Here is a 25078-nt window from a genome sequence, read left to right as displayed (position 1 = left end):
AAGGTCATGCTTTGGCGCTACTTAAATTTTGACGAAGCGGCGCACAATCCAAAAGTAGACTGGATAAGGCAAGATTCGGAGAAACTTTAAGAATCTTGAGAATCGCTTAGGGAAATGAATATCAAATTCCCCATTCTGAATACCTATCAATATCTCATTTGCTGCTGTTTCTGCGCTAATTAAGGCTGGCATTTCAAAATCATTTTGTGCGGTAGCTTCTGTAGCCACAAATCCTGGTGAGATCATATGTACGCAGACACCGGTAGGTAGTAAGTCGTAATACAAATTCTCACAGAAATTGATGATGGCTGCTTTACTTGGGCCATATGCTAGGGCTTTTGGTAGGCCGCTGTATCCTGCGACACTGCCAACAATAGCAATATGCCCTGAGTGAGCCTTTAGCATCTCTGGCACCACTAATGCAACCGCTCTCATGGGCCCCAAAAGGTTGGCATCAATCGTTTTCTCTGCAATCTTGATATCAAAATTATCTGCACGTAGCGGCACATACATTCCGGATACAAAAAGGAGGAGATCAATTCCACCCCAGGCACTCAAAATAGTTTTATAGCCAGTCTGGAGTTGCACGTCATCTGTAACATCTAGTGGAACAACGAGGGTTTGTCCAATTTCACAATTAAGGGCGATTTGATTCAGTCGTTCGGCTCGTCGGCTAGAAAGCGCAACCTTGGCGCCTTTGAGTAGAAGGGCCTGTGCACAGGCTTCACCAATGCCGCTAGAAGCACCAATGACCCAGACTCTTTTTCCCGAGAAATGATCGATACCTAGTTGTTTCATGCGCTGAGCGCATCAGAAGATGCGGGTGAGGGTTGGTGACTCAGTGTAAATTGCACCACATCGATATTGCGCTCCGTAAAGCCCGCGGCACAGTACATCAGATAGAAATTCCATAGACGAATAAAAGCTTCATCAAATCCTAATTGACGAACCTCATTCAATTTTTGATTAAAGCTATCTCTCCAGAGGCAAAGAGTTTTTGCATAGTCGGCGCCAAATGCAAATTCTTGTTCGATTCTTAATCCGGCTTTGGCTGCGCTTTCCTTAAAGCTTTCCCTAGAAGGCAGCATGCCTCCAGGAAATACATACTGTTGAATAAAGTCAGTATTACGACGATAGCGATCAAATAGGTCTTCTGCAATCACAATAGTTTGGATGCAGGCTTTACCACCAGCTTTTAGGCAATGTGCAATCGTTTCAAAATATTCAGGCCAATGTTTCTCGCCGACCGCTTCAAACATTTCGACTGAAGCGATGCCATCATATTTTTCCTGACAATCGCGATAGTCTTGTAATCGCACTTCAAAAGAGGGGGCGTCAACAATCTCCGCTTGAACTGCTAGCAAACGCTTTTCTGCAAATGCCTTTTGCTCTTTTGAGAGAGTTAGGCCTGTAATCGCTTTATTGCTCCGCAGGGATTCTTCCATCACTCCACCCCAGCCGCAGCCAATTTCTAAAACATGATCTCCAGACTTGGTTTGAAGAGATTTAAGAATGCGCTTTATCTTTGCGCGCTGTGCATCAACTAGAGCTTGCTTATCGCCTTCTGCAAACCAGGCGCTAGAGTAACTCATGGTGGGGTCAAGCCAAAGCGTATAGAAGGCGTTTCCTAGGTCGTAATGTGCATGAATATTCTTGCGACTCCCAGCTTTGCTGTTATCTCGCAGCCAATGCTTCAGGCGATAAAAGATGGATCCGTACCAATTGCCATAGATGGCTTTTTCTAAGATAGTTCGATTTCGTATCGCTAGCTCAAGTAGTGTCTTGAGATCCGGGGTATTCCATTTTCCTTGGATATAGCTTTCAGCAAAACCAATATCTCCATGCGACATAATGTCTTTAAATACTGACCACTCCAAGATATGAATTTCAGCAAGTAATTGATCACTATGGTTTCCAAATTCCCGCTTTTCGCCATCCGGCAGCGTTAATTTCAAGTGACCACTGCTAAGTTGGGTCAAGAGCGCTAGAAGTGTCTTGGCGCTAATGTGATGTTTGTGTGAGGAGTTAACGCGCTCCTGGGGGCGAGAAAAATTTAGTCTAGAGAGAAGGGATTGTCCTGGGCGATTCATCTGCTAACTTCAAGTTCGGGTGGTTTAGGTTTTGAATGAAAGGGTACACCCTTTAACCATAATTTCAATGCTTGCCAATGTATCCGGAAAATCACTCCTAAACTCATTAGGGGGTAGCGCATCATCGCCAAAATGAGGTTGGTTTGACTTAATGGGCGACTGGTGCCGCTGATACTGGTATTGATAAGGGGTAGACCGTCTTCATGTAACTCAATACGACAGACGTTTTTAATGCCGCTAGTGCTATCTTGTGGAAATAAGAAGCGGAAATGGTAGTCACCCCGTACCGCGCAAAATGGTGAAACATGAAATACTTTTTTGCTGGTGAGCGTTTCGCCTGAGCGCAACTCTTCGCCTGAATCTTTATGCAGTAAATAACAATGTCGCTCGCCAAAGGTATTGTTGACCTCAGCCAGAACTGCCTGCACTTTGCCATTGGCACGCTTACAGATCCAAAAGCTTACTGGATTAAAGACATAGCCCAACACCCTTGGAAAGGTCTGAAGCCAAATTTCTCCGTCGACATGTTGCACATGGTTTTCCGCAAGAATCTTTTCAATCCAGGCAAGGCTGTCGGATTCTCCCAAGCCATGATCTTTATCAAAAAATGCGCAAAGTCCCCAGCGGTTATCGCTTAAGCCCTGACGTGTGAGTAAATTGGGATTAGCGCTTCGAGCACGCATAGGGATGGATATAGTAAATACACCATAGCCAAATGCATTCCTTGCTGGCCGCAAGCGCTGGTGTTTTACTACTCCAAAGTTAATGTTTGCTTGCGCCATTAACTAGACATCTTGTTTAGTTTTAATGGGCTGTCGAACGCTTTCAATTAAAGCTTCAGCAACCAATTCACCTGAACGCAAGCCATCCTCATGAAACCCAAAACCAGTCCAAGCGCCGCAATACCAAATTGACGATGATCCCTGAATTAAGGGCAGCTCCTTCTGAGCTTGTATCGCATTCATATCAAAGACTGGATGAGAGTAGTGAATCTCTTGATGCACTAGTTTTGGATCGGGCTCTTCCGAAGGGTTAAGGCTAACAATAATTTGCGTATCTTGTAGTTGGGCTGGCAGTGGCTGCAAGCGATTAATTAGATAGTTAACGCTGACATGCTGTTTTGTATTTGGTTTGTCACCAGACTTGGCGGTGTAGTTCCATGCTGCCCAGCAGCGCTTTGCTTCTGGTAAGAAGCGAATATCGGTATGCAAAAGCGCACGATTCTTTTGGTATGGAATGGCCGCCAAAATATTTCTGGCTTGTTGATCAATGCCATGAACTAAATCTAATGTTTGGTCGCTGTGACAGGCCATGATCACTTCATCAAAGTGGGCCATACCAGACTGGCTAATCACTTCAACTTGATTGCCATTCTGATTGGTATTTACACGCAGAACAGACTCACGCTGAATCACTATCTGATGTTTTGTTAGTACAGCAACAATCCGCTTTACATACTCTCGTGATCCGCCTTTGATGGTCAACCATTGTGGGCGATTTTGGATTTGCAAAAGACCATGGTTATGACAGAAGCGCACCATGGTTTGAATCGGAAACTCTAGCATCTGCTCGACTGAACAAGACCAGATGGCACCAATCATGGGGAGAAAATAATTCTCTTTAAAGCTTTGACTAAAGCGATGACGCTTTAAAAAATCAGAAATTTTTTCATCTGGCTCTTTGTATAGATGACCGGCTTCAATTTGTTCATGCGCTAGCTGAGTAGCTAAGCGATTAAAGCGCAAGATGTCATAGGCCATTCTCCAAAATGATGGAGAAAGAAGATTGGATCGTTGACCAAAAAATGAATTAATGTCGTTACCGGCCCATTCAATTTTTTTATTTATCCCAGATTTTCCAGAGGCATCAATGGATACAGAGAAAGACATTTCTGAAGGGGATATTGGCGCTTGAATTTCTTCGAATAGCCGAACGAGGCGCGGATAAGTCTTACGATTAAAGACTAGGAAACCAGTATCTACACCATGGGTGACTTCCTCCCCGTTGATGTTGCAAGTGAAATCTACTGTATTGCTATGACCACCAATATGGTCGCCTGCTTCATATAATGTAATTTCAAACTCAGGATGTTGTCTTAAGGCATATGCGCAGCCCAATCCAGAGATGCCCGCGCCAATAATGGCAATTCGTTTTTTACTCACTGAGCTTTTTCTCCTAAAAGCTTTTCAATTGGGCCAGTAATACTGCTGCTACTTGGTTTAGTCATACTGCCAAATGAATCAACCACATTGCCATTACGATCTATTAGGTATTTATAAAAATTCCATTTTGGAGTTGTGCCTGTTTTGGCAATCAACATTTTAAATAAGGGATTTGGGCTATTACCCGAAACTGTACTCTTGGCAAACATCGGGAATTTCACGTCATAGGTATTCTTGCAGAAATCAGCAATTTCTTTATTGCTACCCGGCTCCTGTTGTCCGAAATCATTGGACGGGAAGCCGAGCACTACAAAACCCTGGTCTTTGTACTTGGCATAAATCTTCTCAAGACCTTCGTACTGGCTTGTAAAACCACAGAAGCTGGCTGTATTTACAACCAGAATAACCTTGCCTTGATATTGGCAAAGGTTTTGCGGCGCCTCATCCTGAAGGCGGGGAAAGGTGTGGGAGAGCAGGGGGCTGCAAGTGGTCGCAGCATTAGCAGGCTGAAATCCCGATAGGAGGGCAAATAAGCCAAAGAGGGAATTTATTAGATAGCGGTGCATATTGCGCCTTTTAATTTCACTAGATAGAGGGCAAGTCTAAGACATTCTGAGTAATATCGCTGGCATTACAAAATTGCCATTAATATTGGGTTATGAGTCAGTTGCCACCACCCTCTTTCGAAGCCAAAGTTTGCCCACCAGACCAACTTGGAGCTCGCTTAGCAAATCTTCCTAGGCCATTAGTGTTTACTAATGGAGTTTTCGATATTTTGCATCGCGGTCATGCTAGTTATTTGGCGCAGGCACGTGCTTTGGGGGCTAGTTTGGTAGTGGGCGTTAACTCGGATGCCTCTGTAAAGATGTTGGGTAAAGGGGATGACCGTCCCATTAATACCGAGGCTGATCGTCAGGCTCTATTGGCTGCATTAGAAAGCGTAGATATGGCAGTGTTGTTCACCGAACAAACACCCGTCGGCTTAATCGAAAAAATTAGGCCCGATATTTACGTCAAAGGCGGTGATTATGAAATCGATACCTTGGCAGAGACCCACTTGGTAAAAAGTTGGGGCGGCAAAGCCGTTGCGATACCGTTTATATATGAGCGCTCGACTACAAGCCTATTAGGCAAGATCCGTTCTTAAAGATTTTGCAGTAACCAGGCCCAAGTACCACGCAGCACCAATCCTTCTGTTACTTCAAGCATTTGCCTGGCCGGTAAATTGGTTTGTGAAATTTCCTTTGCTAGGATCTTTGCGTTACCACCATCAATCCAAATCTTTTCAACGGGGATATTGATCTCTTTTGCATGCTGCATGCCATAGAGAATTGCACCCACTTGCGCTGCGTCACAGCCCCCAATAATTGCGTCATTAGTGCACACGCCGAAACCATGGTGCGCTGAACGTGTAGCTAAATCTAGCTGCGCAGTATTGTTTGCTAAGCTAGTTTGCATTAATTCAAGGCCGGGCAAAATCCATCCGCCGTAATGTACGCCGTTGGAGCCAATTAAATCAATTGTTGTAGCGGTACCGGCATTCACAATTAGAGTATTTTTGCTTGACAGGGCGCGAGCACCGATCAGCGCAGCCCAGCGATCGGCGCCAAGCTTGCTAGGGTCTTGATATAAGCTGCGCATCCCTATGAAAGTACTATCTCCCTTTAATTGCTTCCATTCAATATCACTCCATTGAGGAAATAATGACTTGAGATTGGTAATTGCCTCTTCGCCAGCAACGCAGCAGAATCCAATGGCTGCAGGCTTTGGCAATGTTTTAGAAATATAGTCTGCTAACTCAGCGCGATGTTCTACTGACTGTAAAGACTTACTGCTGATAGACCCAGAGTAAGCCCATAATTTCTTTTGTTGCTCGCTTGGATTTTGAGAAGACTCTACAGCCGCCCATTTAAGGCGCGTATTACCAACATCAAAAAATAAATAGAGGCTCATGATTGAATCCGCAATGAAACATCGCCCGCGTGAATGGTAATTATTTTGTCATCTTGCAGCAATAGTAATGCCCCTGTTTGATCAATGCCGTTTGCAAGGCCGCAAATAGGATCTTTGCCAGCACCAGAAATGCACACAGGCAGATCTCGATAAGCATCCCATTGCATCCAATGCTCTTTGCAAGGCTTAAATCCATGCAGATCAAATTCTGTGAGATGTTGCTCAAGTGAAGCAATTAATTTAAGCCAAAGGTATTCGATATCAGGAAGTGCTTTAGTCAGATCGGAAAGTGAACCTACTTTAATTCCGGCGTCTAGAGTTTCTACAATCACTTCTGCATTACGTAAGTTAATCCCAACACCAATAATCATCCAAGTAGGATCACCCGGTTTTGCTTGGCCGCCTTCAATGAGGATGCCTCCGAATTTGTGCTTGTTTAGCAATAAATCATTAGGCCATTTAAGCTGAAGGCCTGCTGCTTGCAGCTTCGCTTCGCTAAGATCGCAAGCCTGTGAAATACCAGCAACAACTGCTAAGCCAACCAACAAGCTAAGCCCGCTAAGTTCAGAAGGCGTTCTTTTAAATGGGAATGCGAGAGAAAAGCACAATGAATCATCTGGGTTAGCAAGCCATGCTCGACCCGCTCTTCCCTTGCCAGCAGTTTGTTTGTGGGCGATACGAGCCACTGGGTCGATGAGTTCACCCGCGCGCCAGCGTGCTAAAAGATCATCGTTGGTTGATTTGGTCTCGGTAACGCGCTCAAGGATGCAATTTGCAGTCATTCTGCCATTGTAGAAAGGTCTGACCTAGAATTGTGGGATGGATCAAAAAGATCAAAGACCTCGAAAGTTGGCATGGCCTCTGCAGGCTATGCCATTGGCTAGGGCTATGAGCCTCAGTTACGCACTTTTGATCCTATATGTCAGTCTTAACCCTTTTGATTTTGATTTTCAGAACGGCATAGTCGCATGGGCCTGGTTGGACGCCCCTTTACCCCGTTTTATTACTCTATTTGATGTGTCAGTCAATATCTTGGCTTACATTCCGTTCGGATTCTTGGTGATGTTTGCTGCCTATCCAGGATGGCGTAACTATGTAGCGCTTGGGATTGCCCTGGTTTTAAGTGCCACCTTGGCACTGGGCGTAGAAACATTGCAATCTTGGCTGCCTACTCGCATCCCAAGTCAAATGGATTGGTGGGCCAATATCTTTGGGGGTTTATTGGGGGGCTTATTAGCCATTCCTCTTGGACCGCAATGGTTATCTGGGAGCGCAATTCGTCGGCGCTTTGATCAATGGTTTGGCCTCAATTGGGCAGCATGTGCCTTATTCTTGTTGTTTCCTTGGTCACAGATTTACCCGCAAAGCTCCTGGCTTGGCACGGGCGTATGGGGGCATGCCATATTTGGCTCAGTTGATTGGGGTACCTTAGTAATTAATCATGTCATTCAAGAGACAGTCATTACATCGCTGTCTTGGCTAGGTATTGCACTTTTGCTTTCGCTGGGATTGCGCACTAAGGGTCCACAATGGCGCATTCTTAATGGGCTGCTTGGGCTGACGGTATTGATCAAGATTATGTTTACCGCACTTCAATTTGGCGCCGAGTTTAGTTTGAATTGGCTGACTACCGGTGCAATTTGGGGTATGGTCCTTAGCAGCATCTTCTTACGATGGGCATTACAGTTAGAGCTAAGAACTAAGTTTTGGCTAGCTTTGATCTGCCTACTTGGCACCACAATCGCGGTCAATGTTTTACCTGACAATCCATATTTCATACTGGCGCTAAGACATTGGTATCAAGGACGTTTATTACACTTTAATGAGCTGATGCAGTGGGTTTCAGTAGTATGGTTACCTTTGGCTCTTATTTGGTTGCTTCGTAGCGCCTTGGAATTTAAACCGAAACATTGATAAATATAATTTTTCTATGAGTTTTTCACACCACCTATTTTTTTGTTTAAATCAGCGCGCTAATGGCGAAGAGTGTTGCGATCAGCATAATGCTTTTGCCTTGTTTGACTATGCCAAAAAAAGAGTGAAGGAGCTCGGTCTGGCGGGCCCAGGAAAGATTCGGGTAAATAAGGCTGGGTGCTTAGATCGTTGTGCCGATGGTCCAGTAATGGTTGTTTATCCAGAAGGCATTTGGTATACCTTTGTTGATGCGGATGACGTTGAAGAAATTATTCAGTCGCATTTAATCGCAGGACGCCCAGTAGAGCGCTTGCAATTGGCATAGTAATTTAAGAATTGAAAGTTTTTTATGAATAGCCGTACTAAAGTAATTCATATCGAAGGTATTGTGGGATCAATGGAAATGTCCATCGATCTTCCAGATGAATTAAAAAATGATCCTACATTTGCAGTTCGCGGTTTAGCACTTGTTGCGCACCCACATCCTTTGATGGGTGGAACCATGGATAACAAAGTAGCTCAAACCATGGCGCGTGCGTTTAATCAATTAGGTTACGTTAGCGTGCGCCCAAACTTTAGGGGTGTAGGCGGAACTGAAGGCGTCCATGATGACGGGGTTGGCGAGCTAGAAGATTTGTTGCACGTTACTGACTGGATGCGAACACCTTCAAGCTGGGGTGAATTTGAAGCAACAGTAAATCAATCTTGGGTTACCAATGCGAATACTTTACCTTTAGTGGTTTCAGGTTTTTCATTTGGCAGTTTTGTTGGTAGCCATTTAGTACAAAGACTTTCAGATCTGGGTCGCCCGGCTGAACGCCTTGTCATGGTTGGTAGTGCCGCTGGTAAATGGACGCTGGCTCAGGTTCCGGCTGATACGATTTTGATTCATGGTGAATTGGATGAGACCATTCCCTTGATTGATGTTTTAGATTGGGCGCGTCCGCAAGAGCTCACTGTCCAAGTGGTTCCCGGTGCTGATCACTTCTTTCATCGTCGTTTACATTGCATTCGCAACATCATTACTGGCGCTTGGTTGGGCATGCCAGATCATCGTCAGTAATTAGAACCAGAGAGATCATATGGCTGAAGAAAAATCATTAATCGAGTACCCATCACTTTTTCCTATCAAGGTGATGGGTAAGGCAAACCCAGAGTATCTTCCTGCAATAGTGCACATTGCAAAACAATTTGATCCTACGTTTGATGAGAGTAAGGTTGAGCAGCGCCCCTCTAAGGATGGAAATTATTTGGGTATTACTTTGCCAATTACTGCAACTAGTCGTGAACAGTTAGATGAGTTGTATCGAACTTTGTCTACTCATCCCCTCGTTAGCATCGTTCTGTAATTGAATTTATGTTGGCTTTAGTCAAACAACTTGGATTGGCTGATTACGTATCTACGTATGAGGCCATGCAAGCATTTACTAAAGATCGCACTAGTGAAACACCTGATGAGATTTGGGTTTTAGAGCATCCCCCGGTTTTTACTCTGGGCCTAGCTGGAGATGCAAGTAACTTGCATTCCCCCAGCAATAAAATACCTCTGGTTCAAGTGGATCGTGGTGGGGAGATTACTTATCATGGTCCCGGCCAAATTGTGGTCTACCTTTTGCTAGATCTCAGGCGTTTAGGCATTTTCGTCAAGGAATTAGTCTCACGCATAGAACAAGCAGTCATTGATACATTGGCAGATTTTGGTGTTGAGGCCGAAAGACACCCGGGCGCCCCCGGAATTTATGTCTCTCAGCAGGCGTTAGTGCCTCCAGAATGGCTTGGAGCAAAGATTGCAGCCTTGGGGCTTAAAGTCTCCAAAAGCTGCTCCTATCATGGTCTTGCTTTGAATGTAGCCACTGATCTAGAGGCTTTTCAACGCATCCACCCTTGTGGGTATGAGGGCTTAAAGACTGTCGATATGCAAACCCTTGGGATCAAGGACAATATAGACACTATTAGCCAAAGGCTTTTGCAGCATTTACAAAAGCAACTGATGCCATCATGACCATAAATAAGCCTGACACCAACCCATCTATCGAGGCGCGCCAAGACCTCAATTACGACGCCTCACGCAAACAAAAATCGAGTGAGAAGACTGCCCGTATTCCAATCAAAATTATTCCTCTTAATGAGATATTGAAAAAGCCAGACTGGATTCGAGTTAAGGCGGCATCAAATAATTCACGATTTGCTGAAATCAAAAAGATTTTGCGCGAGAACGAGTTGGTAACCGTTTGCGAAGAAGCTAGCTGCCCCAATATTGGCGAATGTTTTGGCAAGGGAACTGCTACATTCATGATCATGGGCGACAAGTGTACGCGTCGTTGTCCTTTCTGCGACGTGGGTCATGGCAGACCAGATCCTCTGGATGTAAAGGAGCCTGCTAATCTAGCCCGTACTATTGCTGCACTGAAACTAAATTATGTGGTGATCACTAGCGTGGATCGTGATGATCTGCGTGATGGCGGTGCAATGCACTATGTCGATTGCATTTCTCAATCACGCGCTCTTTCGCCTAACACTCGTATTGAGGTATTGGTGCCGGATTTTCGCGGTCGACTAGATAAGGCCTTAGATATTTTTGCTGAGTATGCGCCCAGCGGCTTACCTGATGTGATGAATCACAATCTTGAAACCGTCCCGCGTTTATACAAGCAAGCTAGACCAGGTGCCGATTACCAACATTCTTTAAAGCTCTTGAAAGATTTTAAAGAGCGCTTTCCACATATTCCTACCAAGAGCGGTTTGATGGTTGGCCTAGGTGAGACGGATGAGGAGATTTTGGAGGTCATGCGCGATATGCGTGAGCACAATATTGACATGCTCACTATTGGCCAGTATCTAGCTCCATCGGGACATCATTTACCTGTCACGCGCTATGTTCACCCAGACGTATTTAAGATGTTTGAGGAAGAGGCTTATGCAATGGGCTTCTCCCACGCAGCGGTAGGGGCCATGGTGCGATCAAGTTATCACGCCGATCAACAAGCGCATGGAGCGGGAGTTGTTTAGAGGAATTTTGAAAGCCGCTACTTTGTTAGCGGCTTTGGTTTTTCTGGCAGCTTGTAGCCCAAAACTTGATTGGCGTACAGTTCAATCTCCCCAAGAAAGATATACAGCTTTATTTCCTGGTAAGCCAGACAAACTAGAGCGCCGTATTCCCTATCTTGATCAAGAGTTTTCGCAGGTTCTTGAAGCGGTAAAAATTGATGATGTTATTTATTCCATCAGCACTATTCAGTTGCCTGCTAATCAAAGTCCATCGTTAAATCAGTTGCTAATGCAATTACAAGCTAATGTGTTGGATAGGGCAAAGGCATCTGGCGGCGATGTTACTGTTGAAGACGCATTTTATAAAACTGCAGATCGCCAACGTTTACCGACTAAAGATTATTTCCTGTATTTGAAGGCAAATGGGAAAACTCAGCAGCTCATGCGCGTTCGCTGGATTAATCGTGTGGCATCCAATGGCGATAACTGGATCTATCAGATTTCAGTACTTCATGCGGGCGCAAGTTCAGAAAATGCAAAAACTTTTTTCACTAAAGAAGATTATGAAAACTTCTTTAGTGATTTTTCTCCAGAGTAATCTGAAGAAAATACATCCAAGAGGATTACTGTTTTTCTAAGGCGGCTACTTTAGCTTCAAGCGCCTCTAATTTTTCGCGTGTCTTTGCGAGTACTTTGGTCTGAAGTTCAAACTCTTCGCGTGTAACTAAGTCCATTTTCTGAAAACCTTGATTCATCATGGCGCGAACATTTTTTTCTATCTCTTGGGCTGGCGAATTACGGATCGCATCCCCAACCTTGTTCTGCATATCACTTGCGATACGTTGGATTTGTTCGAGGATTTCGCCTGGTTTTTGCATGATGAGGGTTCGCAGTTCTATTGAGAGTTGCAGAAAAGATACACATTCGTATTTTAAGTTGAATGGGTAAAAATGCCCAAAAAGGGGTTAAAACCCATTTATTGCCCTAAATTCACCGATTAGGTGCAATATATAGCACCAAAAAAGTGCAAAAGCCTTAATTCGGGGAATCCGCCCAAAGTCAAAAATGCCCTGACCTTCATGATCGCACCATGCATTAAACATTTAACCCATTTTTTATTTCAACCAGTAAGGAGTAGCACATGAAAACTTTACAGAAGACAGCAATCTCTGCAGCAGCAGTAGCTTTGTTGGCTGGCCTATCAACAGTAGCATTTGCGGCTGATGAACCAGCAGCAGAAGTAGAAGTAAGCCCAATCACTGCTAACGTTTCTGTTGTGAGTGATTACCGCTATCGTGGTATTTCTCAATCAAATATGAAGCCTGCAATTCAAGGTGGCTTTGACTATGCACACGAAAGCGGTCTCTATATTGGTAACTGGAACAGCTCCATTAGCTGGAACGGAGATCAAAACCCAGGTGTAACATCTCCGATCGAGATGGACTTCTACGGCGGCTTCAAGAAAGAATTGATCGGCGAAGGTTTTGCAACTGATTTCGGTGTTTTGCAATATGCATATCCAACACGCGGCGGCTACAGTTACGTAACTTACTCTAATAAAACTCAGGTAAACCCAAATACAACTGAGTTATATTTGGCTCAAAACTTTACTTTCGGTGCAGTAACGGGCTTTGCTAAGTTCTCTTACGCGGTCAGCCCATTGTTCGGTAATCCTGGAAGCACAGGGTCTTACTACCCAGACTTAACAGTGAACTACGACACAGGCGTTTGGGGTCTTGCTATCAACGCCCACGTTGGTTACCAATATGTTTCTGGTCAAAACCCAGGTTCAGGTTTCCCAAATCTTAACTACACTGATTGGAAATTGGGTGTTACTAAAGACTTTGGCGGCGGCCTTTCCTTGGCAGCAGCCTATATCGGCACTGATGCTCAAAAAGTTGGCAATAACTATGCCTACATGGGCCCAATAAGCCAGGGTTCTAAGAACTTGGCAGGCGCAACTGGCGTTGTTTCCCTTACCAAAACTTTCTAATTTCCACTCTGAACGGAGAAACACATGAAATTAATTACCGCAATCATCAAGCCCTTCAAGCTTGACGAAGTGCGCGAAGCTCTCTCGGAAGTGGGAGTTTCGGGCATTACCGTCACTGAAGTTAAAGGCTTTGGTCGTCAAAAGGGTCACACTGAGTTGTATCGTGGTGCTGAGTACGTAGTTGATTTTTTACCTAAAGTAAAAATTGAAGCTGCTGTTGAAGATGGCATCTTAGAGCGTGCGATTGAAGCAATTGAAAAATCTGCACGTACAGGCAAGATTGGTGATGGCAAGATTTTTGTCTCACCAGTTGAGCACGTCATTCGTATTCGCACCGGTGAAACCGGCGCGTCAGCACTTTAAAGAGAGGTTCAAAATGTTAACTTGGATGAAACGACTCGTTGCTGGTGGTGCTATGGCCTTGGCTATTGGCGCTACTGGTGTAATCGTTACTTCGCCAGCTCATGCTGATGAAGTAAAAAAACCAGCTGTTACAGCTCCTGCTGCAACACCTGCTGCAGCAGAACCTGCTCCAGTACTTTGCTCTGAAAAGTGCAATAAGGGTGACACTGCTTGGATGATGGTTTGTACAGCATTAGTGCTGTTGATGACACTTCCTGGTTTGGCGTTGTTCTACGGCGGTTTAACACGTAGCAAGAACATCTTGTCTATCTGCATGCAATGTTTCATGGTGTTTTCTTTGATTTCAGTGCTATGGGCGATTTATGGCTATAGTTTTGCATTCACGGAAGGCGGAGCATTTGTCGGTGGACTAGATCGACTCTTCTTGGCTGGTATGAATCCAGACTCAGTAGCAGCAACATTTAGTAAAGGTGTTGTGATTCCTGAGTACGTATTTATGGCATTCCAAGCAGTGTTCGCAACTATCACTTGCTGCTTGATCATTGGCTCTTTTGCTGAGCGCGCTAAGTTCTCTGCAATCTTGGTATTCATGGTGATTTGGTTCACTTTGAGCTACCTGCCAATCGCTCATATGGTTTGGTTCTGGCCTGGTCCAGATGACATCAAAGATGCTGCATCACTCGAAGCAATTACTGCTCGTGCTGGTTGGTTGTGGCAAAAAGGTGTTCTCGACTTTGCTGGCGGTACCGTTGTGCATATCAATGCTGCGATCGCTGGTTTAGTTGGTTCCTTTGTAATCGGCAAGCGTTTGGGCTACGGCAAAGAAGCAATGAAGCCACATAACTTAGTGTATGTAATGACTGGTGCCGCTCTCTTGTGGTTCGGCTGGTTTGGTTTCAATGCTGGTTCAGCTCTTGAGGCAAACGGTAGTGCTGCCTTGGCATTCGTGAACACATATTTGGCTACTGCTGCCGCTGTATTGGGCTGGTCAGTTGCTGAGTGGGTTCTCAAAGGTAAGCCATCTATGTTGGGCGCTGCATCTGGTTGCGTAGCAGGTTTAGTTGCAATTACTCCTGCAGCTGGATTTGCTGGCCCAATGGGTTCAATCATCATTGGCTTGGTTGCTGGCGTAGTTTGCCTCTGGGGTGTTACTGGCCTGAAGAAGATTTTGGGCTCAGATGACAGCTTGGACGTATTTGGTGTTCACGGCGTAGGCGGTATTACTGGTGCATTGCTGACAGGTGTATTTGCTGATCCAGCATTAGGTGGCTCTGGTATTTGGGATTATGTGGCTAACGCTGTTGCTCCTGATTACTCTATTGCTAGCCAATTGTGGATCCAAGCTCAAGGCGTGATTACTACTATTATTTGGTCCGGCGTTGTTTCTTTCGTTGCCTTCAAATTGATCGATATCGTGATTGGTTTGCGTGTGAAGGAAGAAGAAGAGCGCGAAGGCTTGGATATCAGCTCACATGGTGAGTCTGCCTACGAGTCTTAATCAGTAGATTTACCCCTCACTGGGCGGTCCTGGTTGGCTGCCTAGTTTTAAGCGCGGGATCCTCGGATCCCGCGTCTTTCTTTTAATAATCTTACAATGGTGGAATGGTTCCACATCTCATCACAGCACTCACCGGCCCTTTGCTCGAATTAGAGTCAAAGGTTCTAGAAGCAACCCCAACTATTGAGCGTTGGTTTAGGCTGGAGTGGCAAGAGCACACCCCTCCTTTTTACTGTTCAGTGGATTTGCGTAATTCTGGCTTTAAGTTGGCTCCGGTTGATACCAATCTTTTCCCTGGAGGGTTTAACAACCTTTCCCCGCAGATGCTGCCGCTTGCCGTGCAAGCTGCTATGGCTGCCATTGAGAAGATTTGTCCTGAAGCTAAGAATTTATTATTAATTCCTGAGCGTCACACTCGCAATACTTTTTATTTGCAAAATATAGCTCGCCTGTCTTCAATTTTGCGTCAAGCTGGATTAAATGTTCGACTAGGCACCTTCTCGGAAGAAATAAAAAAACCTACCTGGATTGAGTTGCCGGATGGCAATCGCCTATTAATGGAGCCGCTTGCCCGATTGGGTCTTAAGAAGCAGCGTTTAGGCCTCAAAGATTTTGATCCTTGCTCGATTCTGTTGAATAACGACTTATCGGCAGGCATCCCTCCGATTCTAGAAAATATCTATGAACAGTACTTGCTTCCTGGTTTGCACGCTGGCTGGCATATCCGTCGTAAATCGAACCACTTTGCTGCATATGAAGAGGTAGCGAAGAAATTTGCCAAAGTGGTTGATATCGATCCATGGATGATTAACCCCTATTTTTCAAGTTGCTCGAATATCAATTTCCACGAGCGCAAAGGTGAAGAAGAGCTACAAACAGCAGTAGAGCAAGTCTTGAAAAAGACAGCCAAGAAATATCGCGAATATGGAATTAAAGAGAAGCCTTATGTAGTTGTGAAGGCCGATGCCGGCACTTATGGCATGGGTGTGATGGTTGTGAATGATCCCTCTCAGCTAAAGGGTTTGAATCGTAAAGACCGCAACAAAATGAGTGTGGTCAAGGAAGGTCTTGAAGTTAGTGATGTGCTTATTCAGGAGGGCGTCTATACCTTCGAAAAAGTCAATGAAGCGGTTGCCGAGCCAGTGGTGTACATGATCGATCGTTACGTCATCGGTGGCTTCTATCGCGTTCATACGGACCGTGGACCAGATGAGAATCTGAATGCACCAGGAATGCACTTTGTGCCTTTGGCCTTCGAGCAAAACTCGATGCCTGATCTAGGGGCTAAGCCGGGAAGCGCCGCCCCTAATCGCTTCTACTTGTATGGCGTAGTTGCTCGCTTGGCCCTACTTGCTGCATCATTGGAGTTAGAGCGTACCGACCCTAATGCCGAAGCTGCATAAATAAAATACTAATCTCTCAATAGAAAAAATGAACCTTCTTTTTATTGCGGATCCCCTTGATTCTTTTAAGATTCAAAAAGATTCCACGCTCGCAATGATGCGAGTTGCGCAAGAAGCGGGACATCGTCTGTGGTTTTGCCAAAGTCAAAATGTATTGTGGAGAAACGATTTTGTAGTTGCTGATTGTCAGTCTTTGGTAATTAAGCCGAGCTCTACGACCTGGTTTGAATTGGGTGAGATTGAGTCCCGAGCGCTCAACTCTTTTTCTGCGGTCTTAATGCGTACGGATCCGCCATTTGATATTGAATACCTCAATACCACTTGGTTGTTATCAGCTGCAGTTCGCCAGGGCGCAAAAGTATTTAATGAGCCAAGCGCTGTTCGTGATCACTCAGAAAAGCTATCCATTACAGAATTTCCTGATCTTATTCCACCCACTTTAGTTACGCGTGAATTGGCAGCTGTAGAGCTTTTCCATCAAACTCACCGAGATATCGTGATTAAACCCTTAGATGGCATGGGGGGGATGGGCGTATTTAGAGTGGGTCCTGATGGCCTTAATCTTGCAAGCATCGTAGAAACGCTTGGAGAGAATGGCGCTAGAACCTTGATGGTCCAACGTTTTCTTCCTGAAATTACCCAGGGAGATAAGCGAGTACTTTTAATTGGCGGAGAAGTGGTGCCGTTTGCGCTGGCGCGTATACCTCAGGGGAGCGAAATCCGGGGTAACTTAGCTGCAGGCGGTAAAGGTGTGGCAATGCCCTTAACTGAGACTGAAAAAAGGATCGCCGAAAAATTAGCGCCAGTTTTAAATCGGCGCGGATTATTCTTAGTGGGATTAGATTTAATTGGTGGCTACCTCACTGAAATTAATGTGACGAGCCCTACTTGTTTTGTTGAAATTACCAATCAAACAGACTTTAATGTCCCGCAATTTTGGTTGGCAGCTCTAGAGAAAGCATCGGCATAAATATGGTTGGCATTGTCATCGTGGCTCACACACCAGTTGCTAGCGCAATGCTAGGGTTTGCTGAACACACTTTTGGTGTATTGCCTGAACGAGTTCGGGCGGTTGATATTCCTCCTCATGAAGATACCAAGGCGAGTTTTGATCGAGTTCTCAAGGCCGCTTACGGGGTGAATACGGGTAATGGTGTCCTGATTTTGACGGACGTAATGGGTGCAACCCCTGCCAATGTAGCTTCTAAGCTGGAGGCCCTCGGTCCGTTATCGGGATTGAACGCACCCGTAATTGTTTTGGCGGGATTAAACCTCCCAATGCTGATGCGCTGCATCTCTCATCGAGGAGAGAGTTTAGAGGAGTTAGCGCAGAAGGCACTCGCTGGTGGACAGCACGGAATTTTGCGCCTTGGTGCAAAAGTAAATCAAGATTAAATAAGGGCCCTTACAAAATGCCTATAGCAGAAATTGAAATAATTAATAAATTAGGCTTGCATGCTCGTGCATCTGCAAAGCTTTCGCAGTTGGCCGCGCAGTTCCCCTGTGAAATACTCTTGTCACGTAATGGGCGTCAAATTAATGCTAAGAGCATTATGGGCGTGATGATGTTGGCGGCGGGAATTGGCAGCACTGTAACCCTTGAGACGGTTGGTGAGAAAGCCGATGAAGCAATGCAAGCGCTTACTACATTAATTAATGACCGCTTTGGCGAAGGCGAGTAACTAACATGACATTTGCGTTGCACGGAATTCCGGTATCGAAAGGCATTGCCATTGGCAAGGCGGTACTGATTTCACGTGCAGCATTAGAGGTGAGTCATTACCTGATTGAGGCTGGCAAAGAAGAGGCTGAGGCCCAAAAGCTATTGGATGCATTTGATCAGGTTCGTTTAGAGCTTGATCAATTACGCCAAGGATTGCCAAAAGATGCACCACAAGAGATGGCAGCATTCTTGGATGTACATGGCATGATTTTGGCTGACCCAGCTTTAGCTGAAAAGCCCATTAAATTAATTCGTACACAACGATTAAATGCGGCTTGGGCATTAACAACTGAACTCAATGATCTTTTGGAGCAATTTGCAGACATCGAGGATGCGTATTTAAAAGAGCGCGCCAATGATATTCGCCAGGTTGCTGAACGCGTTATTAAGGCATTAAATGCGCAGAAAAAAGACGTCTTAAATGATTCTGATTTTTTACCCACGAGCGATATTGGGGTTGACTCAATCATCGTCGCTCATGATATTGCTCCGCACGACATGCTTCGTTTTAAAGAGCATGCGTTTACTGGTTTTGTAACCGATCTTGGCGGCAAGACCTCCCATACTGCTATTGTGGCTCGTAGTATGGAGATTCCTGCGGTAGTGGGCGTGCGACACGCTAGTGAAATGATTCGTCACGGCGATTGGTTGGTATTAGATGGTGAGCGAGGGGTGGTAGTAGTTGCTCCTGATGAGCAGTTGCTGGCTGAATACCGCAAACTACAAACTCAAGTTTTAAAAGAAGTACGCAAGCTTCAACAGTTAAAGCATGCAAAAACTGAAACGGCTGACCGTGTTGAGATTGAGTTATTGGCCAATATTGAATTACCAGAAGATGCGATTCAGGCGGTGAAGTTGGGGGCTGTGGGCGTTGGCCTGTTCCGCTCTGAATTTTTATTCATGGACCGTAAGCAGGCTTTACCTGATGAAGAGCAGCAGTACCAAGAATATCGCCGCGTTGTTGATCTTATGCATGGCTTACCCGTCAACATTAGAACGATTGACGTTGGTGCTGATAAAGCACTGGGCGGTGGCGGTGATATTTCGCAAACAGGCACATCGCCATTGGGGTTGCGCGCGATTCGCTGGTCTTTAACAGAGCCTGAAATCTTTTTAACGCAACTCAGGGCGATACTGCGCGCATCTGCCCATGGTCAGGCGCGCATCATGATTCCAATGTTGGCGCATGCTAAAGAGATTGATGAAACATTTAGGCTGATTGAAAAAGCCAAGCAACAATTACATCAACGTGGAAAAGCATTTAATCCAAATATACAAGTCGGAGCCATGATTGAAATTCCGGCAGCTGCTTTGGTGTTGCCATTATTCATTAATCGATTTGATTTTTTATCTATTGGTACAAATGACTTAATTCAGTACACATTAGCGATTGATCGGGCAGATCATGCAGTGGCTCATTTATATGATCCTCTACACCCAGCGATATTAAATTTATTAGCAAATATCATAGAACAAGCTAAGCGCGCAAATGTGCCTGTAGCTGTTTGTGGTGAGATGGCTGGGGATCCTGCGTTAACAAAGCTTTTGCTTGCATTGGGTTTGACTGATTTTTCGATGCACTTCAGCCAGTTGCTGCTGGTTAAGCGCGAGATTCTCAAGGCCAATGTAGGTTTATTAAAGGCACGTGTATCTAGAGTCTTGAGGGCTTATGAGCCCGAAGAGCAGGCAAAGGCTTTAGAGCGCTTGCTGTCTTAATCGCTTGGTGCGTTGCTAAGTACGTTGTTTAGTGTGAGGAGCCGCACACTAAACACTCTGCATTACGGCTAATGCGGATTTCATCTATTTGGGTCGTGCGACCATTCCATAGCAGCATGCGACCCACTAAGGTTTCTCCAAAACCAATTAGGACTTGTAGCGCTTGAGCTGCTTGCATAGCTCCAATAATACCCACCAATGGTGAGAAGACGCCCATGCTGGAGCAGCTGACTTCTTCAAACTGTTCACTTGGAGGAAAGATGCAGGCGTAGCATGGTGAGCTAGGATCGCGTGGATTAAAGACGCTGACTTGACCGTCAAACTGCAGAGCTGACCCTGAGACCAGTGGAATTTGATGTTTGACGCAAGCGGCATTAATTAAGTGTCTGGTTGAAAAGTTATCTGTGCAATCCAACACGACATGAACACTTGGGAGTAATTCATCTAATAACGAAGCAGTAGCCTTAGCTTGAATAGTTTCAATCTGAATGGTGGAATTGAGCCGCTGAAGAAAATCTTTCCCAGAGCTCACTTTACTTTTGCCGACGCTACTTTCAGCATGCATGATTTGGCGTTGCAAATTGGTGAGCTCTACATCGTCGTGATCTATTAGGGTAATGTGGCCTACGCCTGCTGCAGCTAGGTAGGGTGCTGCGGCACTACCCAAGCCGCCGGCACCTATAACTAATGCGTGTGCGCTTAGAAGCTTCTCTTGGCCGGAGACATCAATTTCCTCAAGCAGCAAGTGCCTTGAGTATCGAAGTAACTGCTCGTCATTCATGTGCCAGCCGCAGAGATTAAAAGATTATTCGAGTTTGGATGAAGAGCGCTTCACAGGCTGCCCATTAATAAAAGCCACTGCTTGGGAGAGCATAAAGTCATCAGCACTACCCAGTTCAGTAGGCTTCTTATTTTTTTCTTTCTCTTTTTCCTCAGGAGTCTTCTTGGCATTTTTTTCTTCAATGCGTTGCAACTCTTCGAGACGACGTTGTTCGCGGTCTTTAATTAGCTTGTCTTCAGCAGATTGCTTATTGCGTAGATGTTTTTCACTATCAATCTCGCGAGTAATTAATACGTCATCAGGATCGCCATCTTTATTTTGATCGACTGGAATATCTGGCTTAACACCAAAAGCTTGGATCGATTTTCCGCTCGGCGTGTAGTAATAAGCGGTAGTAATCTTCAGCGCAGAGTCATTGGTGAGGGGGCGAACAGTTTGCACTGAGCCTTTACCAAAGGTGGTTTTCCCAATAATGGTTGCGCGCTTATAGTCCTGAAGTGCGCCAGCCACAATTTCAGAGGCTGAGGCTGAGTATGCGTTTACCAAAACCACCATAGGCAATTTCTTAAACATGGCTGGGATGCCTGCTAAAGGATCGCCAGGCTCGTTGAGGCGATACATGGCTGGGGTGGCATTAAATACCTGTTTTGAATCCGCAGATTGACCCTTAGTAGACACAATGATCGCATCAGGTGGCAAGAATGCTGCAGCGACACCTACAGCGCCTTGTAATAGTCCGCCCCCATTGTTGCGAAGATCCAGAATGATGCCTTTGAGCTTTGGATCTTGATTAGCAATATCGGTCAATTTCTTAGCAAGATCGGGAACAGTACGCTCTTGAAAACTGGTGATCCTTACCCAAGCAATATCGTTGTCGAGAATTTTTGTTTTTACAGATTGAACTTTAATTTCTGCCCGAGTAATTGTTACTGGAAAGCTTCGTTCTTCACTTTTACGAAACACTGTCAAAGTAATTTTGGTTCCAGGAGTGCCACGCATGGTGCGCACTGCTTTATCTAAAGACATGCCGCGTACAGGTTTGTCATCAAGGCGCGTAATTAAGTCACCCGCCTGAAGGCCTGCGCGCGCAGCAGGGCTATCTTCAATAGGATTTAGTACTTTAACCACACCGTCTTCAGATGTAATTTCAATTCCGAGACCCGCAAATTTTCCAGAAGTCTGCTCTTGCATTTCTGAAAAGTCTTTTTTATCTAAGAAGGTGGAATGTGGATCAAGGCTACTCACCATGCCCTTCACTGCGTCTGTCAATAATTGCTTATCTTCAATAGGCTCAACGTACTCGCGCTTAATCTGGGCAAAGACATTAGACAGTGTACGCAGTTCGTCCAGGGGTAGCTGAGTGCTTTGCTGGGTAACTTGCTGCTGTGCAGTCGCAGAGAGCTGGATCGTTGCTGCCACACCGGCTATAAGACCAACGGCTATTAGGGCAAAGTTCTTTAGAAATTGGCGCATATCGCTTTTGCTTTAATCCAAATAAAAGTGTTGAATGGGTTTGAGGTTGTCGTCTAACTCGTAAACAAGAGGAATGCCATTAGGAACGTTTACTTCCATGATGGCTTCATCAGACATTTGGTCTAAATACTTAATTAATGAGCGGATGCTATTTCCATGTGCCACTAAGAGAACACGTTTGCCGGCTTTCAGCGCAGGAGCAATCGACTCATTCCACAGTGGCAACACACGCTCAACGTTATCTTTAAGGCACTCGCCCAATGGGATATCGGAGGTATTTAGTTTGGAGTAACGAGCATCATTTTTTGGGTTACGCTCATCTTCCATTTCGAGCAAGGGTGGACGCACGTCGTATGAGCGACGCCAAATATGAACTTGTTCATCGCCATACTTCGTTGCTGTCTCTGCTTTATTAAGGCCGGTTAGGGCACCATAGTGCCGCTCATTGAGACGCCAGCTATGAACTACTGGAAGCCACATTAAATCCATGGTGTCCTGAACATGCCAGAGGGTACGAATAGCGCGCCTCAAAACAGAGGTATAGGCGATATCGAATTCATAGCCAGCTTTACGCAGATTTTCGCCTGCTGCTAAGGCTTGTTCTGCCCCTTTGGGGGTTAAGTCAACATCCGCCCAGCCGGTGAAGCGGTTTTCAAGGTTCCAGGCGGATTCGCCATGACGAATAAGGACAAGTTGTTTCATAGAGCCATTCTATAATCCGGTGATGAACTTTCTCACTCAAATTGATAATTTAGCGCTAATTGCCCTTCTGATAGTTTCGGGCATAGCGCTTTTCCTACCCTCATTATCTACGCTTATTGGGGGAAAAGGCTTGTCCCCGACCGAAGCGACGATTTGGATTAATCGACGCAAAGCATATGTACTGGATTTGCGTTCGGAAGACGATTTCAAAGCAGGGCATCTTCCTGGCGCCAAATTTACTAATGCCGCTGGTTTAACGGCAGCCATTGAAAAGCTGAAGCTAGATCGCAAACATCCCGTAATCTTAGTTTGTGAAACGGGCGCCCAGTCACGCAAACTCCTCCCCGAAGCTCAGAAACTAGGATTTGCTGAGGTAGGCACTTTAGACGGCGGTGTTCAGGCTTGGACGGCAGCAGCTCTACCCTTGGTGAAGTAAGGAGAAATTGATGCCTTCAGTAACGATGTATAGCACTCAGGTTTGCCCATATTGCGTAATGGCAGAAAAGCTTTTGCTCAAAAAAGGTGTTACCAATTTAGAAAAGATTTTGATTGATCGCGATCCTACCCAACGTGAAATCATGATGACACGAACTGGTCGTCGCACGGTTCCTCAGATTTACATTGGCGAAACCCATGTTGGCGGCTATGACGACCTAGTTGCATTGGATCGCGCGGGAAATCTTGATCCTTTATTGGCTTAATACTTAATAGATTTAACATACAATGAAAGTTAGCAATGACTGAACAATCTTCTGCACCACAAGCAAGCACCGAACAAATTAAAGAACCTGGCTTTCGCATTCAGCGAATTTATCTAAAAGATTTATCGCTTGAGCAGCCAAATTCTCCCCAAATTTTATTGGTAGCATCTGAGCCACAAGTGCAGGTAGAGATTGATATTGCTGCCCTTCCTTTGGCCGAGGGAATCTTCGAGGTGGCCTTAAGCTCTACCGTGACTGCCAAGGTTGATTCAAAAGTATTATTCTTAGTCGAAGCAAAACAAGCGGGCATTTTTGAATTTAGCAATATTCCTGCTGAGCAAGTTGATCCAATGCTTGGCATTACTTGCCCAACGATTTTGTATCCTTACCTGCGTGCAAATATCGCTGACATTATTAGCCGTGCAGGCTTCCAGCCGATTCATTTGAATGATATTAATTTCCACGGTATGTATGAGCATCGTTTGATGCAGGCTCAACAAGAAGCATCAGCAAGCGAAAGCGGATCCGCTGATGAGAGCAAGATTATCCTTCCTCATTAAGTCTTAATAGCGAGCCCACAGATCATGAAAGTGACACTGCTTGGCGCTGGCGCTTGGGGAACGGCGATGGCGGCACAAGCCGCTCGCCACCTCCAGGAGGGTGATGTTTGTATATGGTCACGCAGTAAACAGCAACTAGCAGATATTCAAGAGAGCGGTGAAAATCACGCTTATCTTTCGGGGATTAAGTTGCCTGAAAAACTCAAGTTTGAAGACAACTTTTCTTTAGCAATTAAAAGACTTTCTAGTAATGACTTGTTGGTTATTGCGACGCCGATGTCAGGGCTTGCAGAAACAATTGCACAAGTTTTAAAGATTGCCGAGCATCCTCTCAACATCATTTGGTTGTGCAAGGGCTTAGAGCCAAATACCGCATTACTACCACATCAAGTTGTGGCGCGTGAAAACGAAACCCATTCTCATGGGATAACGCATTCGTATGGTGCTTTATCTGGCCCAAGTTTTGCTCGTGAGGTTGGAGCAGGCATGCCTTGTGCTTTAACAATTGCGAGTAAATCTACAAAACTTTGTGAGACGGTTCAGGCGGCTTTTCATCACGGCAATATGCGTGTGTATTCAAGCGATGATTTGATTGGTGTGGAGTTGGGTGGCGCCATTAAGAATGTCTTGGCGATTGCCGCAGGTATTGGTGATGGCTTGGACTTAGGTCTTAATGCTCGCGCCGCTGTTCTTACACGTGGCTTGGCAGAAATGATGCGCCTAGTAAAGGCTGCGGGTGGTAAATCTGAAACGTGTATGGGTTTAACGGGTGTTGGAGATTTGATCTTGACTGCTACCGGAGACCTATCTCGCAATCGTCGTGTAGGTCTTGAGCTTGCTGCTGGTAAATCTTTGCCTGAAATTCTTGCGGGTCTTGGCCATGTTGCCGAGGGGGTGCTTTGTGCTGCTGCAGTTGGAGATTTAGCGGGGCGCTTAGGAGTCGAGATGCCTATTACCGCCATGATGGGCGAGGTACTATCAGCTAAATTGAAGCCCCATGATGCTGTTAAAAAGCTGATGGGGCGTGATCCTAAAATCGAATCGTAATCAATGCATTC

31 protein-coding genes are annotated in these 25078 nt (G+C 45.3%); 20 read left to right on the top strand and 11 right to left on the bottom strand.

Features of this window, described 5'->3' with window-relative positions; genetic code table 11:
- Window positions 1-21 precede the first annotated feature (21 nt).
- The 5 genes from ICN33_RS03750 to ICN33_RS03730 are packed head-to-tail and all read right to left on the bottom strand — an operon-like array spanning window position 22 to window position 4818.
- Window positions 22-798 carry an SDR family oxidoreductase gene (locus ICN33_RS03750; protein ID WP_216194682.1) on the bottom strand — a complete coding sequence of 259 codons (777 nt, stop codon included), beginning with the start codon at window positions 796-798 and terminating at the stop codon, window positions 22-24.
- Window positions 795-2090: a cyclopropane-fatty-acyl-phospholipid synthase family protein gene (locus ICN33_RS03745; protein ID WP_216194680.1), complete on the bottom strand. Its 1296-nt coding sequence runs from the start codon at window positions 2088-2090 to the stop codon at window positions 795-797. Before ICN33_RS03745 ends, ICN33_RS03750 begins: the two co-directional genes overlap by 4 nt.
- Entirely contained in the window at window positions 2087-2872 is a 786-nt protein-coding gene (locus ICN33_RS03740) for a DUF1365 domain-containing protein (protein ID WP_216194679.1), read from the bottom strand. The genes ICN33_RS03745 and ICN33_RS03740 overlap by 4 nt, the downstream gene beginning before the upstream one ends.
- 3 nt (window positions 2873-2875) lie before the next feature.
- Window positions 2876-4252 (bottom strand): FAD-dependent oxidoreductase, encoded by a 1377-nt coding sequence (locus tag ICN33_RS03735; RefSeq protein ID WP_216194676.1) that lies wholly within the window; start codon window positions 4250-4252, stop codon window positions 2876-2878.
- Window positions 4249-4818 (bottom strand): glutathione peroxidase, encoded by a 570-nt coding sequence (locus tag ICN33_RS03730; protein WP_216194675.1) that lies wholly within the window; start codon window positions 4816-4818, stop codon window positions 4249-4251. Before ICN33_RS03730 ends, ICN33_RS03735 begins: the two co-directional genes overlap by 4 nt.
- Window positions 4819-4910: 92 nt before the next feature.
- Here ICN33_RS03730 and rfaE2 point away from each other — a divergent pair, with 92 nt between their 5' ends.
- Entirely contained in the window at window positions 4911-5399 is a 489-nt protein-coding gene (gene rfaE2 / locus ICN33_RS03725) for a D-glycero-beta-D-manno-heptose 1-phosphate adenylyltransferase (protein ID WP_216194673.1), read from the top strand.
- Here the strand turns inward: rfaE2 and ICN33_RS03720 are convergent.
- The gene (locus ICN33_RS03720) at window positions 5396-6205 is read right to left on the bottom strand and encodes a type III pantothenate kinase (protein ID WP_216194671.1); all 810 of its coding nucleotides are present in this window, start codon (window positions 6203-6205) and stop codon (window positions 5396-5398) included. The genes rfaE2 and ICN33_RS03720 overlap by 4 nt on opposite strands.
- Window positions 6202-6987, bottom strand: a complete 786-nt coding sequence (locus ICN33_RS03715; RefSeq protein WP_216194669.1) for a biotin--[acetyl-CoA-carboxylase] ligase — start codon at window positions 6985-6987, stop codon at window positions 6202-6204. Before ICN33_RS03715 ends, ICN33_RS03720 begins: the two co-directional genes overlap by 4 nt.
- 37 nt (window positions 6988-7024) lie before the next feature.
- Here ICN33_RS03715 and ICN33_RS03710 point away from each other — a divergent pair, with 37 nt between their 5' ends.
- Genes ICN33_RS03710 through ICN33_RS03680 form a run of 7 tightly spaced genes read left to right on the top strand, consistent with a single transcriptional unit; the run spans window position 7025 to window position 11705 of the window.
- Window positions 7025-8119, top strand: a complete 1095-nt coding sequence (locus ICN33_RS03710) for a VanZ family protein (RefSeq protein ID WP_216194667.1) — start codon at window positions 7025-7027, stop codon at window positions 8117-8119.
- Window positions 8120-8135: 16 nt separating this feature from the next.
- A complete protein-coding gene (locus ICN33_RS03705; RefSeq protein WP_216194665.1) occupies window positions 8136-8444 on the top strand; it encodes a ferredoxin in 309 nt (102 codons plus the stop codon).
- A 24-nt stretch (window positions 8445-8468) separates the two neighbouring features.
- On the top strand, window positions 8469-9182 hold the full coding sequence (locus tag ICN33_RS03700; RefSeq protein ID WP_216194663.1) for an alpha/beta hydrolase: 714 nt from the start codon (window positions 8469-8471) through the stop codon (window positions 9180-9182).
- 19 nt (window positions 9183-9201) lie between these two features.
- Window positions 9202-9468, top strand: a complete 267-nt coding sequence (locus tag ICN33_RS03695) for a DUF493 family protein (RefSeq protein WP_215362317.1) — start codon at window positions 9202-9204, stop codon at window positions 9466-9468.
- Between the two features lie 8 nt (window positions 9469-9476).
- Window positions 9477-10121: a lipoyl(octanoyl) transferase LipB gene (gene lipB / locus ICN33_RS03690; protein WP_216194660.1), complete on the top strand. Its 645-nt coding sequence runs from the start codon at window positions 9477-9479 to the stop codon at window positions 10119-10121.
- Window positions 10118-11128, top strand: a complete 1011-nt coding sequence (gene lipA / locus ICN33_RS03685; RefSeq protein WP_216194658.1) for a lipoyl synthase — start codon at window positions 10118-10120, stop codon at window positions 11126-11128. Before lipB ends, lipA begins: the two co-directional genes overlap by 4 nt.
- A complete protein-coding gene (locus ICN33_RS03680) occupies window positions 11121-11705 on the top strand; it encodes a hypothetical protein (RefSeq protein ID WP_216194656.1) in 585 nt (194 codons plus the stop codon). The genes lipA and ICN33_RS03680 overlap by 8 nt, the downstream gene beginning before the upstream one ends.
- Window positions 11706-11730: 25 nt before the next feature.
- Here the strand turns inward: ICN33_RS03680 and ICN33_RS03675 are convergent, their stop codons facing one another.
- Window positions 11731-11985 (bottom strand): accessory factor UbiK family protein, encoded by a 255-nt coding sequence (locus tag ICN33_RS03675; protein ID WP_216194655.1) that lies wholly within the window; start codon window positions 11983-11985, stop codon window positions 11731-11733.
- Between the two features lie 263 nt (window positions 11986-12248).
- Between ICN33_RS03675 and ICN33_RS03670 the strand changes: the two genes are divergently transcribed.
- From ICN33_RS03670 to ptsP, 8 genes are all read left to right on the top strand, one after another.
- Window positions 12249-13100: a TorF family putative porin gene (locus tag ICN33_RS03670; protein WP_216194653.1), complete on the top strand. Its 852-nt coding sequence runs from the start codon at window positions 12249-12251 to the stop codon at window positions 13098-13100.
- A gap of 24 nt (window positions 13101-13124) precedes the next feature.
- On the top strand, window positions 13125-13463 hold the full coding sequence (locus ICN33_RS03665; RefSeq protein ID WP_011903792.1) for a P-II family nitrogen regulator: 339 nt from the start codon (window positions 13125-13127) through the stop codon (window positions 13461-13463).
- Between the two features lie 13 nt (window positions 13464-13476).
- Window positions 13477-14961, top strand: coding sequence for an ammonium transporter (locus tag ICN33_RS03660; RefSeq protein ID WP_216194651.1), 1485 nt, complete (start codon window positions 13477-13479; stop codon window positions 14959-14961).
- Between the two features lie 104 nt (window positions 14962-15065).
- Window positions 15066-16364, top strand: a complete 1299-nt coding sequence (gshA, locus tag ICN33_RS03655) for a glutamate--cysteine ligase (protein ID WP_216194649.1) — start codon at window positions 15066-15068, stop codon at window positions 16362-16364.
- A gap of 28 nt (window positions 16365-16392) precedes the next feature.
- Window positions 16393-17334 (top strand): glutathione synthase, encoded by a 942-nt coding sequence (gene gshB / locus ICN33_RS03650; protein WP_216194647.1) that lies wholly within the window; start codon window positions 16393-16395, stop codon window positions 17332-17334.
- Between the two features lie 2 nt (window positions 17335-17336).
- Window positions 17337-17759, top strand: coding sequence for a PTS sugar transporter subunit IIA (locus tag ICN33_RS03645; RefSeq protein ID WP_216194645.1), 423 nt, complete (start codon window positions 17337-17339; stop codon window positions 17757-17759).
- Between the two features lie 17 nt (window positions 17760-17776).
- Window positions 17777-18046 carry an HPr family phosphocarrier protein gene (locus ICN33_RS03640; protein ID WP_216194643.1) on the top strand — a complete coding sequence of 90 codons (270 nt, stop codon included), beginning with the start codon at window positions 17777-17779 and terminating at the stop codon, window positions 18044-18046.
- 5 nt (window positions 18047-18051) lie between these two features.
- Window positions 18052-19803, top strand: a complete 1752-nt coding sequence (ptsP, locus tag ICN33_RS03635) for a phosphoenolpyruvate--protein phosphotransferase (RefSeq protein WP_216194642.1) — start codon at window positions 18052-18054, stop codon at window positions 19801-19803.
- 28 nt (window positions 19804-19831) lie between these two features.
- Here ptsP and ICN33_RS03630 read toward each other — a convergent pair whose 3' ends face one another.
- Genes ICN33_RS03630 through gpmA form a run of 3 tightly spaced genes read right to left on the bottom strand, consistent with a single transcriptional unit; the run spans window position 19832 to window position 22759 of the window.
- Window positions 19832-20584: a HesA/MoeB/ThiF family protein gene (locus ICN33_RS03630; RefSeq protein WP_216194639.1), complete on the bottom strand. Its 753-nt coding sequence runs from the start codon at window positions 20582-20584 to the stop codon at window positions 19832-19834.
- A gap of 24 nt (window positions 20585-20608) precedes the next feature.
- The gene (locus tag ICN33_RS03625) at window positions 20609-22057 is read right to left on the bottom strand and encodes a S41 family peptidase (protein WP_216194638.1); all 1449 of its coding nucleotides are present in this window, start codon (window positions 22055-22057) and stop codon (window positions 20609-20611) included.
- A gap of 12 nt (window positions 22058-22069) precedes the next feature.
- Window positions 22070-22759 (bottom strand): 2,3-diphosphoglycerate-dependent phosphoglycerate mutase, encoded by a 690-nt coding sequence (gpmA, locus tag ICN33_RS03620; protein WP_216194635.1) that lies wholly within the window; start codon window positions 22757-22759, stop codon window positions 22070-22072.
- A gap of 22 nt (window positions 22760-22781) precedes the next feature.
- Here gpmA and ICN33_RS03615 point away from each other — a divergent pair, with 22 nt between their 5' ends.
- From ICN33_RS03615 to ICN33_RS03600, 4 genes are read left to right on the top strand one after another with little or no spacing between them, the layout of a single operon-like run.
- Window positions 22782-23195, top strand: a complete 414-nt coding sequence (locus ICN33_RS03615; protein ID WP_216194633.1) for a rhodanese-like domain-containing protein — start codon at window positions 22782-22784, stop codon at window positions 23193-23195.
- A gap of 10 nt (window positions 23196-23205) precedes the next feature.
- The gene (gene grxC, locus ICN33_RS03610) at window positions 23206-23460 is read left to right on the top strand and encodes a glutaredoxin 3 (protein WP_216194631.1); all 255 of its coding nucleotides are present in this window, start codon (window positions 23206-23208) and stop codon (window positions 23458-23460) included.
- A 35-nt stretch (window positions 23461-23495) separates the two neighbouring features.
- Complete coding sequence (gene secB / locus ICN33_RS03605; protein ID WP_216194630.1) at window positions 23496-24020, top strand: protein-export chaperone SecB; 525 nt, start codon at window positions 23496-23498, stop codon at window positions 24018-24020.
- 24 nt (window positions 24021-24044) lie between these two features.
- Window positions 24045-25067: an NAD(P)H-dependent glycerol-3-phosphate dehydrogenase gene (locus ICN33_RS03600; RefSeq protein WP_216194629.1), complete on the top strand. Its 1023-nt coding sequence runs from the start codon at window positions 24045-24047 to the stop codon at window positions 25065-25067.
- Window positions 25068-25078 lie beyond the last annotated feature (11 nt).

Origin of the sequence: Polynucleobacter sp. UB-Tiil-W10 (assembly GCF_018881605.1) — a bacterium.
Taxonomy (GTDB): Bacteria; Pseudomonadota; Gammaproteobacteria; order Burkholderiales; family Burkholderiaceae; genus Polynucleobacter.
The sequence above is the reverse complement of the archived record's forward strand: the minus strand, read 5'-3'. Positions and strand labels throughout refer to the sequence as shown.

Excerpts from the sequence above, each read along its gene's own strand:
- ICN33_RS03740 (WP_216194679.1), bottom strand. The coding sequence starts at position 2,872 with ATGGCGCAAGCAAACATTAACTTTGGAGTAGTAAAACACCAGCGCTTG.
- gpmA (WP_216194635.1), bottom strand. The coding sequence starts at position 22,759 with ATGAAACAACTTGTCCTTATTCGTCATGGCGAATCCGCCTGGAACCTT.
- grxC (WP_216194631.1), top strand. The coding sequence starts at position 23,206 with ATGCCTTCAGTAACGATGTATAGCACTCAGGTTTGCCCATATTGCGTA.
- ICN33_RS03745 (WP_216194680.1), bottom strand. The coding sequence starts at position 2,090 with ATGAATCGCCCAGGACAATCCCTTCTCTCTAGACTAAATTTTTCTCGC.
- ptsP (WP_216194642.1), top strand. The coding sequence starts at position 18,052 with ATGACATTTGCGTTGCACGGAATTCCGGTATCGAAAGGCATTGCCATT.
- ICN33_RS03715 (WP_216194669.1), bottom strand. The coding sequence starts at position 6,987 with ATGACTGCAAATTGCATCCTTGAGCGCGTTACCGAGACCAAATCAACC.
- gshB (WP_216194647.1), top strand. The coding sequence starts at position 16,393 with ATGAACCTTCTTTTTATTGCGGATCCCCTTGATTCTTTTAAGATTCAA.
- ICN33_RS03630 (WP_216194639.1), bottom strand. The coding sequence starts at position 20,584 with ATGAATGACGAGCAGTTACTTCGATACTCAAGGCACTTGCTGCTTGAG.
- ICN33_RS03665 (WP_011903792.1), top strand. The coding sequence starts at position 13,125 with ATGAAATTAATTACCGCAATCATCAAGCCCTTCAAGCTTGACGAAGTG.
- ICN33_RS03710 (WP_216194667.1), top strand. The coding sequence starts at position 7,025 with ATGGATCAAAAAGATCAAAGACCTCGAAAGTTGGCATGGCCTCTGCAG.
- ICN33_RS03750 (WP_216194682.1), bottom strand. The coding sequence starts at position 798 with ATGAAACAACTAGGTATCGATCATTTCTCGGGAAAAAGAGTCTGGGTC.
- ICN33_RS03640 (WP_216194643.1), top strand. The coding sequence starts at position 17,777 with ATGCCTATAGCAGAAATTGAAATAATTAATAAATTAGGCTTGCATGCT.
- ICN33_RS03705 (WP_216194665.1), top strand. The coding sequence starts at position 8,136 with ATGAGTTTTTCACACCACCTATTTTTTTGTTTAAATCAGCGCGCTAAT.
- secB (WP_216194630.1), top strand. The coding sequence starts at position 23,496 with ATGACTGAACAATCTTCTGCACCACAAGCAAGCACCGAACAAATTAAA.
- rfaE2 (WP_216194673.1), top strand. The coding sequence starts at position 4,911 with ATGAGTCAGTTGCCACCACCCTCTTTCGAAGCCAAAGTTTGCCCACCA.
- lipB (WP_216194660.1), top strand. The coding sequence starts at position 9,477 with ATGTTGGCTTTAGTCAAACAACTTGGATTGGCTGATTACGTATCTACG.
- ICN33_RS03615 (WP_216194633.1), top strand. The coding sequence starts at position 22,782 with ATGAACTTTCTCACTCAAATTGATAATTTAGCGCTAATTGCCCTTCTG.
- ICN33_RS03720 (WP_216194671.1), bottom strand. The coding sequence starts at position 6,205 with ATGAGCCTCTATTTATTTTTTGATGTTGGTAATACGCGCCTTAAATGG.
- ICN33_RS03730 (WP_216194675.1), bottom strand. The coding sequence starts at position 4,818 with ATGCACCGCTATCTAATAAATTCCCTCTTTGGCTTATTTGCCCTCCTA.
- ICN33_RS03660 (WP_216194651.1), top strand. The coding sequence starts at position 13,477 with ATGTTAACTTGGATGAAACGACTCGTTGCTGGTGGTGCTATGGCCTTG.
- gshA (WP_216194649.1), top strand. The coding sequence starts at position 15,066 with ATGGTTCCACATCTCATCACAGCACTCACCGGCCCTTTGCTCGAATTA.
- ICN33_RS03670 (WP_216194653.1), top strand. The coding sequence starts at position 12,249 with ATGAAAACTTTACAGAAGACAGCAATCTCTGCAGCAGCAGTAGCTTTG.
- ICN33_RS03625 (WP_216194638.1), bottom strand. The coding sequence starts at position 22,057 with ATGCGCCAATTTCTAAAGAACTTTGCCCTAATAGCCGTTGGTCTTATA.
- lipA (WP_216194658.1), top strand. The coding sequence starts at position 10,118 with ATGACCATAAATAAGCCTGACACCAACCCATCTATCGAGGCGCGCCAA.
- ICN33_RS03645 (WP_216194645.1), top strand. The coding sequence starts at position 17,337 with ATGGTTGGCATTGTCATCGTGGCTCACACACCAGTTGCTAGCGCAATG.
- ICN33_RS03600 (WP_216194629.1), top strand. The coding sequence starts at position 24,045 with ATGAAAGTGACACTGCTTGGCGCTGGCGCTTGGGGAACGGCGATGGCG.
- ICN33_RS03695 (WP_215362317.1), top strand. The coding sequence starts at position 9,202 with ATGGCTGAAGAAAAATCATTAATCGAGTACCCATCACTTTTTCCTATC.
- ICN33_RS03675 (WP_216194655.1), bottom strand. The coding sequence starts at position 11,985 with ATGCAAAAACCAGGCGAAATCCTCGAACAAATCCAACGTATCGCAAGT.
- ICN33_RS03700 (WP_216194663.1), top strand. The coding sequence starts at position 8,469 with ATGAATAGCCGTACTAAAGTAATTCATATCGAAGGTATTGTGGGATCA.